Here is an 11,629-nt window from a genome sequence, read left to right as displayed (position 1 = left end):
TGCCGGATTTCCCATGACCGGATGGATTATTTCCCGTCTTACCATAAAATTACCATTCATATACAAATTTTTCTTGACATTCACCCCTCTTCACCCTTTACACTATAGGTGTCCCGGGACAAGGAGGAATCACATGACAATAAAAGAAGTGGAATTACAGGTGGGTATCACAAAGGCCAATATCCGTTTTTATGAAAAAGAAGGCCTGTTATCCCCTGTGCGGAGTGCGAACAATTACAGGGAGTATAGTGCGGAGGATGTGGAACGTTTAAAGAAAGTACGGGTCCTGCGCATGATGGGGATATCCGTGGCTGATATCCGCCTGTTCATGAACGGCCAATGCACCATGGCCAGCCTGCTGGAAAAGCGGGTCGTGGAGATAGAAAAAGAGGAAGCGGCCCTGTACCAGATCAGGGAATTATGCCAGGAGGTCAGGGAAATGGACTGGAGGTTCGAGACACTGAATCCGGGCTTTTTGGAACTGCGCATGAGCGAACTGAAGATGATGGGAGGGGAATTTATGAAGAAAGACAGGATTGACCGTCTGTGCAGGCTTAGGGACATGGCATTTTTGTTCTGTTTCCTGTGTATCCTTTCAATGATAGTGTTTCCGGTGAACCAGGTGCTTGCAATAGGGATGCCTGACCGGTTGCTGCGGATATGGAAAATCGTCCTATGCATTTCCCCGTTCCCGGCCGTGATACTCTGGAGCATCACGGCCGGAAGGGCCAGGTGGGGCGTGCCGGATATGAACCGGATCCTGACAGACAGCGGAAGCACCCTTAAAAATGTGGAGAAGGAAAAAGGGAAAGCCTACGAGAGGGTGTGGAGGTTTAACCAGGTATGCCTGTTGTCGCTGCTCATCATTCCGGTTAACCGTATGTTGGAAATCACCCTTCCCGTGTGGGTGACGGTCATATGGGTGGTTGTGGTGTTCGGATCGGCAGTGGTGCTTATGATCATGAAGAACCGGTAATCATGAAGAAGTGGTAGATATGAAGAACCGGTAAAACGCAGTCCCGTTGTCCGATACCCATTGCCCGCTACCCCTGGCCCGCATTTCCCCCAAACCCACGGTTGCGTTCAGATGGAAAAGAATGGTATACTAAACACATACTTGAGTGGTAAATAAACGAAGTGAGAGGATTCTGTTATGGAACGCAAGGTCAGCCTGGAAGAGATATCTGACGGAAAACTGTATGGAAGCAATGACCTGGTAAAGGCGGATTGCGGCGACTGCAGCGGATGTTCTGCGTGCTGCCGGGGCATGGGAAGTTCCATCCTTCTGGACCCCTATGATATCATGCGCTTGACAAAGGGGCTGCATATGCAGTTTGAACAGCTGCTGTCAGGCCATCTTGAACTGAATGTGGTGGATTATATGATTCTTCCCAACCTTAAGATGTCCGGCGGTGATGAAAGGTGCAGTTTCCTGAATGACCAGGGGCGGTGCTCCATCCACCCCATCCGTCCCGGCTTCTGCCGTCTGTTTCCCCTTGGAAGGGTTTACGAGGACCGCTCCTTCCGGTATTTTCTCCAGGTTCACGAATGCCTCAGGGAGAACCGGACCAAGGTAAAGGTGCGCAAATGGATAGACACCCCGGATTTTAAGGCGTATGAGCGGTTTGTGGCGGACTGGCATTATTTCCTGAAAGACCTGGGGGAAGCCATGAAGGACAGCGGCAGCCAGGAGACCATGAAGGCCGTGAACATGTATGTGCTGAACCGGTTCTATGTAACCCCCTACGGGGAGGATGAGGATTTTTATCCGCAGTTCTACAGACGGCTGGAGGAAGCAGCCGCATTTGCAGCCGGCCAGGGAATCCGCACAGGCGGCCAATACGGCAGCGAAAACGGATAAGAAAGCGGACAGAATACTGGAAAATGGCAAAATGAACAGGAGGAACATGTTATGGGACTGAATGAAATCTTAAGCGGGAGAAGAAGCATACGCAGGTATAAAGCCGGTGCAGGGGTGGACCCGGCCCTAATCCGGGAAATGCTGGAGGCGGCGATTCAGGCGCCATCCTGGAAAAATTCCCAGACATCCAGATACTACGTGGTCATGTCAGGGGAAATGCTGGAAAAGGTAAAGGCATCCTGCCTTCCGGAATTCAACCAGAAGAACTGTAAGGATGCGCCGGTACTCATTGTCACGGCATTTGTGAAAAACCATTCAGGACATGACAACCAGGGCTGTCCGGTAAATGAACTGGGCAATGGCTGGGGCGCCTATGACCTGGGACTTCACGATGCCAACCTGATCCTTAAGGCCAGGGAACTGGGCCTGGATACCCTGATAATGGGAATCCGCGACGCGGATGGGTTAAGGAAGCTTCTGGGGATTGACGGGAACCAGGAAGTGGTGTCGGTCATTGCCGTTGGATACAGGGACACCGACCCTGCCATGCCGGCCAGGAAGGGCGTGGAGGAGATTGCCCGTTTTTACTAAAGATGTTTATCAGAGGGCATTTTCAAGGTAAAGTAACTGGATTATGGAGACGGAGGGCGGCATATGGACAGGATTAAAAGGGTATCCATTGTAGGGATGGGAGCAATGGGGATTTTATACGGGGATTTCTTCGCCAATGCGCTGGGAAGGGAACAGGTTACCTTCCTGGCTGACAGTGACAGGACCCGGCGGTACAGGAATACCCCGGTATATTGTAATGGAAGGAAGCTGGATTTCCGGATTCAGGACGGGGCCGTGCCCGATTCCCAGGGACCTGCCGGGCTGTTGATTTTTGCTGTTAAGGCAACTGCTTTGGAGGATGCCATCAGCGTGGCCAGGAACCAGGTCGGAAGGGACACGGTCATACTGTCCGTGCTCAACGGCATTACCAGCGAGGCTGTGATTGGGGAGGCGCTGGGCATGGAGCATGTGCTCTACTGCGTATCCCAGGGCATGGATGCGGTGAAGCTGGGAAATGAGCTGACCTATTCCCACATGGGCCAGGTATGCATCGGGATACCGGAGGACCAGGCATACAAGGAGCCGATGCTTTCAGCAGTCACGGATCTGTTTGACCAGACCGGATTTCCATATACACGGGAACCGGATATCATCCGGCGTCTGTGGTGCAAATGGATGCTTAATGTGGGCGTGAACCAGACCGTCATGGTGGCGGAAGGAACCTATGGCACGGTTCAGCATCCCGGCAGGGAACGTCAGATGATGCGGGACGCCATGGCAGAGGTGGTTGCATTGGCGGGGAAGGAACACATACGGGTGACCGAGGAGGACCTGCAGGGCTATGTGGATTTGATTGACACCCTGAATCCGGATGGGATGCCCTCCATGCGCCAGGACGGCATTGCCAAAAGGCAGTCCGAAGTGGAATTCTTCGCGGGCACGGTCATACGGATGGCAGAGCGTCATGGGCTTGACGTGCCGGTGAACAGGGAGCTGTACCGGAAGATAAAAGAGATGGAGGCGGGATATAAGGGGATTGGATGAAGATTCCTGACGCATGGATATAAAGATAGATACGGGGAAATACACAAGGAAATACACAAGGGACAGAATGATTTACAGCCATGGATGAAGGTGGCTGTAAATGTTCTGTCCCTTAACGCGTTGGGAGATATTTATAAATTCCTTCCTGTCCTGAGCCATCTTATGGTTCAAAAAATGATTTGACAACCGTCATGATGCCTTCCGCCAAAGCCCCATGGTTTTTGGCATCCATATGGAGCTGGTCCAGGGAGCTGGCCTGGGCCAGGGAAGCGGCGTCTATATACATACAGCCAAGGGATTTGGCAACCTGTCCATAGAGCGGGGCCAGGTTCCTTGACTTGACAGGAGAAGTTTCATCAAAGCTTGCAAAGGGACAGTGGTCCATGTCCTCTCCGATATGGATGGGGGACACAACCAGGATCTGGGGGACCTTATAGCCCGGGCCGTAATCAAAATGCTGTACCAGGTTACACAGGTTTTCCATGCCTTTTGCAATGATTTTAGGCGTTGCATTCAGATGGACCTTGCAGTCGTTGGTTCCAAGGGCGAGAATCACCAAATCCAGCGGTTTGTGGCTCTGGAGGGCAATGGGAAGCGCCTGGATCCCGCAGCGTCCCGGCTCCAGCGGGTCATCCCAGACCGTGGTGCGTCCGCCCATCCCTTCTTCAATCACATAATATTCAGGACCTAAAAGTACCTGCAGGCGTCCTGGCCAGCGGGTGTTCCATGCATGGCGCCCTCCCTTTGGATTGGTACCGAAGGTATTGGAATCACCAAAGCAGAGAATATTAATCATAAACAATGCCTCCTTCTTTTTGCTGTTTTCTATCATATCATAAGTGATAGTAAAATACAGGGATTTATGATAAAATATACAAAACTGTAACAGGAGGCGCTGTATATGAAAAATTTATCCAGGGAGTTTGTGGGAAGGACAATCCGGGCATTGCTGTTCATTGGCCTGGTGGTCATACTCTGTACCGCCGTATCCAGTGCAGGCCTGTTCCTGGCGTCCAGATTCGGACTGACCAGATCCAGGGAGCAGGTTCCCCTGACCGCACTTTCCATAGAAGGGGAAGGCAGTGTAGAACTGCCCCAGCGTGGGAAAATGGTGGAAGGAGAGGGCTGGAGACTGAGGAATTCCAGGGATATCTACACCCTTACCCTTGATAACGCCATGATTGGGGACGGGTCCGGGCAGCCAGCCATTTCCATATCCGGGGACCTGATCATGGAATTGAAGAAAGACAGCGGCAACTGGATAAGCTCTGATGGCAATGGCATACAGATAGAATCAGGGACCCTTGTCATCCGCGGATCCGGAAGCCTGAAGATTGATGCCGGGGGCGCAGCCATTGCCGGAAGCAGTATGGAATCCCCTCTCCCTGCGTGCAGGATAGAAGACGGAGAATTGGAAATGATTGGTTATGATTTCGGCATTACAGGCGTCGAACTGGAGCTGGCCGGCGGAACCGGGATCATAGAGGCTAAATCTGAAACAGGAACCGGCATCTGCGCCGGAAGGCTTCTTGCGGAGCCGTCCCTGGGCAGTTTTACAATCCGTGGAAATGCAGGCGCGGTCCTGCTGGCCAGCCCCCGGCCAGGCACACCTGGGATATCCATACCGGACCAGGTCCGCATCCTTCCCCAGTCAGCCGGAATAAAAACATGGGGGGCTGCCCGGATAAAGGGACTGCCAGGCAGCAGCCCGGACCTTTTATACAATGTAAAAACCATTGTATCCCAGGATGCAGTAACCAATCATCCTGACGCTGGGGATACCTATGTGGGTGAGCCGGAGATTACATTGATAGGAAAATGATTCAGGAACACACATGAAAGAAAGGATGGTAATTCAGATGAATATGACCGTATTATGTTACAAAAAGTGCAGCACCTGCCAGAAGGCATTAAAGTGGCTGGATGCCAATGGAATCAAGTATGAGGAAAGGCCTATTAAGGAAGAGCATCCCAGCCAGGAAGAACTGAGGGAATGGTATAAAAAGAGCGGACTGCCCCTGAAGAAATTCTTCAACACCAGTGGAAACATTTACAAGGAAATGTCACTGAAGGACAAGCTGCCCCAGATGAGTGAGGAGGAGCAGCTGGCCCTTCTTGCCACGGACGGCATGCTGGTAAAGCGTCCGCTGGTAATCGCGGACGGATTCGTGCTTACTGGTTTTAAGGAGGCAGAGTGGAAGGCGAAGATGCTGTAGCCGGCAGGTCCTTACTCTGTGGGTACAAGTACAGCCTTATTCAGTAGCCACAAGGTCATCCAGGGAACCGAAATGGTATCCCATCTCTTCCCACTTTGTCAGGAGTTCATCCAGGATCTGTCCATTGGTTTTAGAGGTACTGTGAAGGAGGACGATGGCGCCGGGGTGGATGCGGCCCAGAAGCTTTTTAAAGGCTTCTTCCTTAGTTGGCTGTTTGTCTTCATACCAGTCCACATAGGCGAGGCTCCAGAAAAAGGTCCGGTAGCCCATGTCATTGGCCATTTTCAGGTTGCTCTCGCTGTATTTACCCTGCGGGGGGCGGTAGTATTTCTTCATGGGCTGGTCGGTGGTCTGCTGGTACAGGCTTTCCAGGTCATTCAATTCCTTTTCAAAGGATTCTTTGGTGGAAATCTTGGACATGTCCGGATGATGGAAGGTATGGTTGCCAACTGTGTGTCCTTCGGCCACCATACGCTTTACCAGGTCGGGACTGGTTTCAATGTAGTTGCCTACCAGGAAAAATGTGGCGTATGCATTATGCTTTTTCAGGGCGTCCAGGATGGCGCCTGTGTTCCCGTTTTCATATCCTGCATCAAAGGTCAGATAAATCACCTTATCCTGTGTATTCTGGGCATAGTAGGCGTTGAACTGTTTCAGGTAATCCGCAGTGGCGTTGCCGATGGGCATCTGTCCCTCATTGGGAAAGCTTAAGCCCCAGTTGCCGTCCGCGGATGTTGTGACAGCCTCGGGGGCGCTGGCATAGTCTGCTGCCTGTAGTCCCTGGTTGTATTCCACAACCTGGGCTGTCAGCCGCCCGGCGCAGAAGGCCAGGGCAAACAGCAGGGTGGTTTTTAGAAGTGTTTTAATAGGAAGTTTGGCAGAAAGTCTTCTGAACCTGTTTTTCATTCTGATTTCATTCCGTTTCAGACGTGTTTACTTAAATATATAGGGGAATGGGATGTACCATTCCACAAAAACGGAATTATATTTTCTTATACATGATGTGACGGGGGAGGGAACCGTATTTCCGCGTGGTTTCTACAATCCCAAACCCCAGCCTGAGAAAATTATTGAGGCTGTATAGGTTGTCCGGATGGACCGTGCCCATAAGATGGCAGAAGGAGGTCGGGGTAAGGTAATCCTCCCCGTATTTCATCAGCGTATACTGAAGGCCCTTGCCGCGGAAATCCGGCAGGACGGCCAGGGAATCCATATAAGCAACCTTCCGTAAATCCTCCGGCCCCAGATTCACATAATGCCCCAGGTTGTCATCTGCCCCACCGGGATAGTGGATGATGAAAAATGCCCCGATCCGGCCATGTTGGACGGCTTTAAACACAATGCCCTTATCCTGGTCCATTATGTGTTCCAGGATGTAGTCCACTGTATCAATACAGTACCAGCCCTTGTCATCCAATAGGGAACTGGTCACGGACATGATATGGTGGATTTCATTTGCATCAGATGGTTCTGCACGTAAGATTTCCATAGTTACCTCCTGCCTGGCGTGATGGTTTGTCTATGTTCAGAGACTGCCTGAAATTATAGTACCATGATTTTGGCAAAATGTCATTGCGGCGGGAGGAGATTCTTAATCATCTGGATAAATGTATTGCCTATCTCAGCAGGGGAAGGTTCCCGGTCAGTTTGTTGACCAGCTTTTTGGAACCGCAGATCCCGATGCCAAGATACTGGAATTCCTTTTCCTCGGCCTTTGCAGCCTTGTCAATGAATTCATCGTAGGTCCTGCAGCCCTGGGCCACATCGGAAAAATCCACAACCATTAAATCAGAATAACCGGGCTGGTAGAGCTGCTCGCGGATGAATCGGATTTTTTCCTTATCCGCCTTCAGGATTGGAACCGGAAATTCTATGATTCCAAGATGCTCCCTCCCGCTTTTATCCACGACGTCCGGTCCGACTGTTTCCGGCATGTGCTTACCAAGGGTTATTCCCATGATTCCGGCTGTATTGGCAATGACGCCTAAGGGTAAATCTTCATCCATGACCATGACACATTTCTGGTTTTGCATATCCATATTTCTTGACTCCTTTTCAGATACATTCTGGTATATTCCGCTTATTCCTTGGTTTTTCAATGATTCAATGCTTATTTTAGCATTATGATCAGGAAATTTCTTGGAAGATATGACACTGGGTGGACCTTGGATGGATTGTAAGAAAATAAATAATTAGGTACCTTGACAAAAATGATATAACCGTGTATGATGATAATGTAAAAACACAAGGTACCTAATTAATTTAAATCAGGAATAGAGAAAGAGGGATTGCAAATGGAGAAATCAATGGATTATAATGTAACTAATTGCACGCAGTGCCCAAGACACTGCCCTATAACGGACCTTCAGTGCAAAAGGGGAAGACAGTACATGGAACATCTGGGAAATGGGGAAGCCGACGTAGAAGGAGGCCAGGAGAAGATGCACCAGGAAGACGGAATGCAGGAGGGCCAGGGAGCGTTTGCAGGGCACAGGCGCCCTATGCCGCATGGACATGGCAGGAGCGGGAGACATGGAGAACATGGAATGAGTGAGGAGCAAGGGAAACATGGAATGAGTGGGGAACAAGGCAGACATGGAATGAGTGAGGAGCAAGGGAGACATGGAGTGTGCGGGGAGCAAGGCAGACATGGAATGCGTGGGGAACAAGGGAGACATGGAATGCGTGAGGAGCAAGGGGAACATGAAATACATGGGGAAAGGCGCAAGGGACATGGGAGGTTCGGCAGGCGTTTGGAGGGTATGGAGGGGGAAGACGGACTTTCTGCGCTTTTAGGAAAATGCGGCCACTATCTTTATCATCGCCCTTATCATGGCCGTGGTCAGGGAAGAATCTTGAAAATGCTTTCAGGACAGGAGGAAGTCACACAAAAGGAATTACAGGAAACACTTGGGATTCAGGCCGGATCGGTCAGCGAGATCATTTCCAAACTGGAGGCCAGGGGATTGGTTGCCAGGGAACGGGATGATGCGGATAAGAGAAGGGTATTGCTAAGAATCACGGAAGAGGGTAAAAAGAGGGCGGAGACGGATTTTGATGAAGGCAAGACGGAAGATTTATATGGGGTTTTAAGCGAAGAGGAGCAGGAGACTTTAAAAGGGCTTCTTGGAAGGCTGCTGGAGAGCTGGGGGATGACGGGCCAGGACCCGCAGTGAGATGACAGCCTAAGAGTCAAGGGAAAGGGGAACCACATGGGGGAGATAACCATAAAGAAACTGGAGATAGGCACAGCTGCATATTGGGCTGCATTTAATCTGAGGAATGAAATCCTGAGAAAGCCCAGGGGACAGAACCTTTATCATGATGATTTGTCATATGAAGCATTATCCTCCCATACAGCTGCATTGGAGGATGATAAGGTGATAGGGGCGTCCTGTTGGTATGAGGACGGGGGAAATGGACTTGTTAAGCATCTTGTGGTGGAGGATGCTGCCAGAGGCAAGGGCGTGGGAACACTGCTCTTAAGGTATGCGGAGGAGGAGATGGTATCCCGGGGAATCAGGAAGTGCGTGCTGAAGGCAAGGGTATCGGTTACGGGATTTTATGAAAAGCTCGGTTATCATACTGTGGGGGATATCATGCCGGATGATGTGCCGCATATTATGATGGAGAAGTGCCTGGGTGAGGATTAAGCCTGTCCCAAGGCTCTGTTACAGCTTGATTTAAGGGCTACGGGTAAAATAGTCATAAGGTCCTGTATTTTGTTTTATATCTTATCTTCCAAAGCAGCCGCATTTTCCTGGCAATGGCGAACAGCAGTACCTCCACCACTGCTTCCGGCGTGTGCTCGGAAGCATGGTATGGCCCAGGTCAAAGGCCAGAAGCAGTGCGCCGGACAGAATCGCAATGAGCAGGATGGCGGCTATTATGTGTCTGTTCACGGTCAGTTCCTTTTAAGCAGTCGGATTGATATAGGCTTTTGTGTCCCCAAGCTTGGCAAGTGCGCGGGCAATATTGAATACATGGTCGCCGATGCGCTCGTAATCCGTAAGGATTTCAGAATACAGGATGGAAGTCTCCACATGGCATTTTCCATTCCCCATACGCTCAATCTGGTTGGATCGGTATAAGAGGGTCTTTTCGTCGATTTCCTGTTCCAGAAGCGTGGCCTGTTCCAGAAGGGAGACACATTCCTGGGACTGATTGAGGAATGCGGTTTTATCCGCTGACAGTGCCTGGGCGCCAAGGCTGCTGGCAGCAAGGTTCTTTGCGCTGCAGACAAGGTTTATGGCGCGCATGCTGGAATCCCTCATATCAGCCAGCTCCTCCTGGGCCTGTGCGGACAGCTCCAGTCCCCGCTCCATCATGGTCTGGGCATAGCCCGCAATGTTCTTGGCATGGTCGCCGATGCGCTCCACATTGCCGCTGATGGTGAATATGCGGCGCAGCGCGTCCACCTCGGCCGGGTTGTGTTCCACGGTAAGGACCTTGGATATCCGTCTGGAAAGCCGGGCATTGGCAAGGTCAATCTCTTCTTCACGCTTTAAAATCCACTCCAGTTCATCTGTGCTTTTTTCGCTGAATGCAAGGAATCCCTTATCAACATTTTCAGCTGCCAGGGAAAGCATCTGGCTGATTTCCTCCATCAGCTGCTTTCGGGCAATCACGGATACGCCAAGCACATGTTCGGAGGCCAGAAGCTCTTCAAACCAGTGCTCCTCATCCGCTGCCCGCTGGGGCCTGTCAGGAAGAAGCTTTTCGGAAATCCGCGCCAGCTGCGTACCGAATGGAAGCAGGAGCAGGGTGGTCACAATATTGAACAGCGTATGTACGTTGGCAATCTGCGCAGCCGGATTAGCCGGCGTGAAAGCAGCTACCCAGCTGGTAAAAGGAATCATGATACAGACAATGGTAAATACAGTGGTGCCTATGATGTTAAACATCAGGTGGATGAGGGTGGTGCGTTTTGCATCCCTGTTTGCACCGATGGAGGCCAGCACGGCCGTGATACAGGTGCCGATATTCTGACCAAACAGAACAAATACAGCGCTGTCGATTCCAATAAGCCCGCTGACAGCCAGGGCCTGCAGGATTCCGACGGACGCGGATGAGGACTGGATGATGGCTGTAAAGCCGGCACCGGCCAGGATTCCCAGGAGGGGATTGGAGAATCTGGTCATGAGCCGGACAAATCCTTCTGAATTGCGCAGAGGTATCATGGCAGCGCTCATCATGCCCATACCCAGGAAAAGGATGCCAAGCCCGGCCACGATGCCGCCTGCAAACTGTACCTTTTTCTTTTTAACAAACAGAATCAGGGCAACGCCCACAAATGCAATCAGGGGAGCAATGGCCCCGATATCCAGGGCAATCAGCTGTCCTGTGATGGTCGTGCCGATATTGGCGCCCATGATGATCCATACCGCCTGTTTCAATGTCATGATCTGGGAATTCACAAACCCCACTACCATGACGGTTGTTGCGGATGAGGACTGGATGATTGCAGTGATTCCGGCGCCCACCAGCACCCCAAGGAAACGGTTGGCAGTCAGCCTTTCCAGAATCTGTTTCATGCGGCTGCCCGCAGCTGCTTCCAGGTTGGTGCTCATCATCTGCATTCCATAAAGGAACAGTGCCAGCCCTCCCAGAAGGCTGAAAAACGATTCAATACTCAAAATGATTCCTCCTCTGAATTCATGGATTATTTCAAAAAGACATAGCCTGCATCCGTGTAAACGAGTGCAGGTCATGTCTTTTTAATCACATAGATTTATTAAAATGTAACTCAACTGGAATGTGATCAGCATCGCATCCGTTGTCCATAGGTATGTCATTTCCTTTCTGTCTTATGTGGATCATGTACTGGCCCTGATGGCATTATATGGGGACAGCATGGCGGATGTCAATCGTATGGACGCAATATTAACGACACTTTAATACGGAGTGGTTTTCAGAATGGTAGGATTTATATAAGATATGGGGTGAAAATGGTAGG

Annotated in this window: 14 protein-coding genes; 8 read left to right on the top strand and 6 right to left on the bottom strand. The window is 50.8% G+C overall.

What is annotated here, in order from left to right; all coding sequences use genetic code 11:
- Window positions 1–133: 133 nt before the first annotated feature.
- The 4 genes from LK536_RS56700 to LK536_RS56685 all read left to right on the top strand — a co-directional run bounded on the left by LK536_RS56700 (window position 134) and on the right by LK536_RS56685 (window position 3,457).
- Window positions 134–976, top strand: coding sequence for a MerR family transcriptional regulator (locus LK536_RS56700; protein WP_227797241.1), 843 nt, complete (start codon window positions 134–136; stop codon window positions 974–976).
- 177 nt (window positions 977–1,153) lie between these two features.
- Complete coding sequence (locus LK536_RS56695) at window positions 1,154–1,861, top strand: YkgJ family cysteine cluster protein (protein WP_227797242.1); 708 nt, start codon at window positions 1,154–1,156, stop codon at window positions 1,859–1,861.
- A gap of 51 nt (window positions 1,862–1,912) precedes the next feature.
- Entirely contained in the window at window positions 1,913–2,452 is a 540-nt protein-coding gene (locus LK536_RS56690) for a nitroreductase family protein (RefSeq protein WP_008721177.1), read from the top strand.
- Between the two features lie 63 nt (window positions 2,453–2,515).
- On the top strand, window positions 2,516–3,457 hold the full coding sequence (locus tag LK536_RS56685; RefSeq protein WP_227797243.1) for a ketopantoate reductase family protein: 942 nt from the start codon (window positions 2,516–2,518) through the stop codon (window positions 3,455–3,457).
- 160 nt (window positions 3,458–3,617) lie between these two features.
- Here LK536_RS56685 and LK536_RS56680 read toward each other — a convergent pair whose 3' ends face one another.
- A complete protein-coding gene (locus LK536_RS56680) occupies window positions 3,618–4,253 on the bottom strand; it encodes an SGNH/GDSL hydrolase family protein (protein WP_008721179.1) in 636 nt (211 codons plus the stop codon).
- A gap of 105 nt (window positions 4,254–4,358) precedes the next feature.
- Here LK536_RS56680 and LK536_RS56675 point away from each other — a divergent pair, with 105 nt between their 5' ends.
- Together LK536_RS56675 and LK536_RS56670 are read left to right on the top strand one after the other, a co-directional pair.
- Window positions 4,359–5,279 carry a hypothetical protein gene (locus tag LK536_RS56675; protein ID WP_227797244.1) on the top strand — a complete coding sequence of 307 codons (921 nt, stop codon included), beginning with the start codon at window positions 4,359–4,361 and terminating at the stop codon, window positions 5,277–5,279.
- Between the two features lie 43 nt (window positions 5,280–5,322).
- Window positions 5,323–5,673: an arsenate reductase family protein gene (locus LK536_RS56670; protein WP_474913643.1), complete on the top strand. Its 351-nt coding sequence runs from the start codon at window positions 5,323–5,325 to the stop codon at window positions 5,671–5,673.
- Between the two features lie 36 nt (window positions 5,674–5,709).
- Here LK536_RS56670 and LK536_RS56665 read toward each other — a convergent pair whose 3' ends face one another.
- The 3 genes from LK536_RS56665 to LK536_RS56655 form a co-directional block, all read right to left on the bottom strand.
- Window positions 5,710–6,579, bottom strand: coding sequence for a polysaccharide deacetylase family protein (locus LK536_RS56665; RefSeq protein WP_227797246.1), 870 nt, complete (start codon window positions 6,577–6,579; stop codon window positions 5,710–5,712).
- A gap of 76 nt (window positions 6,580–6,655) precedes the next feature.
- Window positions 6,656–7,162, bottom strand: coding sequence for a GNAT family N-acetyltransferase (locus LK536_RS56660; RefSeq protein WP_227797247.1), 507 nt, complete (start codon window positions 7,160–7,162; stop codon window positions 6,656–6,658).
- Between the two features lie 127 nt (window positions 7,163–7,289).
- On the bottom strand, window positions 7,290–7,712 hold the full coding sequence (locus tag LK536_RS56655) for a DUF2000 domain-containing protein (protein ID WP_008721184.1): 423 nt from the start codon (window positions 7,710–7,712) through the stop codon (window positions 7,290–7,292).
- A 351-nt stretch (window positions 7,713–8,063) separates the two neighbouring features.
- On the opposite strand from LK536_RS56655, the gene LK536_RS56650 reads away from it, so the two are divergent.
- On the top strand, window positions 8,064–8,849 hold the full coding sequence (locus LK536_RS56650) for a MarR family winged helix-turn-helix transcriptional regulator (RefSeq protein WP_227797248.1): 786 nt from the start codon (window positions 8,064–8,066) through the stop codon (window positions 8,847–8,849).
- Window positions 8,850–8,885: 36 nt separating this feature from the next.
- The gene (locus LK536_RS56645) at window positions 8,886–9,326 is read left to right on the top strand and encodes a GNAT family N-acetyltransferase (protein WP_227797249.1); all 441 of its coding nucleotides are present in this window, start codon (window positions 8,886–8,888) and stop codon (window positions 9,324–9,326) included.
- 81 nt (window positions 9,327–9,407) lie between these two features.
- On the opposite strand, the gene LK536_RS56640 is transcribed toward LK536_RS56645, so the two are convergent.
- Together LK536_RS56640 and LK536_RS56635 are read right to left on the bottom strand one after the other, a co-directional pair.
- Window positions 9,408–9,575: a hypothetical protein gene (locus LK536_RS56640; protein ID WP_155858410.1), complete on the bottom strand. Its 168-nt coding sequence runs from the start codon at window positions 9,573–9,575 to the stop codon at window positions 9,408–9,410.
- A 12-nt stretch (window positions 9,576–9,587) separates the two neighbouring features.
- On the bottom strand, window positions 9,588–11,309 hold the full coding sequence (locus LK536_RS56635) for a Na/Pi cotransporter family protein (RefSeq protein ID WP_227797250.1): 1,722 nt from the start codon (window positions 11,307–11,309) through the stop codon (window positions 9,588–9,590).
- Window positions 11,310–11,629 lie beyond the last annotated feature (320 nt).

It is taken from the genome of Clostridium pacaense (assembly GCF_020709765.2).
Lineage (GTDB): Bacteria > Bacillota > Clostridia > Lachnospirales > Lachnospiraceae > Enterocloster > Enterocloster hominis.
The sequence above is the reverse complement of the archived record's forward strand: the minus strand, read 5'-3'. Positions and strand labels throughout refer to the sequence as shown.

Bases quoted from the DNA above. Each gene is read 5' to 3' on its own strand.
- LK536_RS56700 (WP_227797241.1), top strand. From the start codon at position 134: ATGACAATAAAAGAAGTGGAATTACAGGTGGGTATCACAAAGGCCAAT.
- LK536_RS56695 (WP_227797242.1), top strand. From the start codon at position 1,154: ATGGAACGCAAGGTCAGCCTGGAAGAGATATCTGACGGAAAACTGTAT.
- LK536_RS56690 (WP_008721177.1), top strand. From the start codon at position 1,913: ATGGGACTGAATGAAATCTTAAGCGGGAGAAGAAGCATACGCAGGTAT.
- LK536_RS56685 (WP_227797243.1), top strand. From the start codon at position 2,516: ATGGACAGGATTAAAAGGGTATCCATTGTAGGGATGGGAGCAATGGGG.
- LK536_RS56680 (WP_008721179.1), bottom strand. From the start codon at position 4,253: ATGATTAATATTCTCTGCTTTGGTGATTCCAATACCTTCGGTACCAAT.
- LK536_RS56675 (WP_227797244.1), top strand. From the start codon at position 4,359: ATGAAAAATTTATCCAGGGAGTTTGTGGGAAGGACAATCCGGGCATTG.
- LK536_RS56670 (WP_474913643.1), top strand. From the start codon at position 5,323: ATGACCGTATTATGTTACAAAAAGTGCAGCACCTGCCAGAAGGCATTA.
- LK536_RS56665 (WP_227797246.1), bottom strand. From the start codon at position 6,579: ATGAAAAACAGGTTCAGAAGACTTTCTGCCAAACTTCCTATTAAAACA.
- LK536_RS56660 (WP_227797247.1), bottom strand. From the start codon at position 7,162: ATGGAAATCTTACGTGCAGAACCATCTGATGCAAATGAAATCCACCAT.
- LK536_RS56655 (WP_008721184.1), bottom strand. From the start codon at position 7,712: ATGGATATGCAAAACCAGAAATGTGTCATGGTCATGGATGAAGATTTA.
- LK536_RS56650 (WP_227797248.1), top strand. From the start codon at position 8,064: ATGGAACATCTGGGAAATGGGGAAGCCGACGTAGAAGGAGGCCAGGAG.
- LK536_RS56645 (WP_227797249.1), top strand. From the start codon at position 8,886: ATGGGGGAGATAACCATAAAGAAACTGGAGATAGGCACAGCTGCATAT.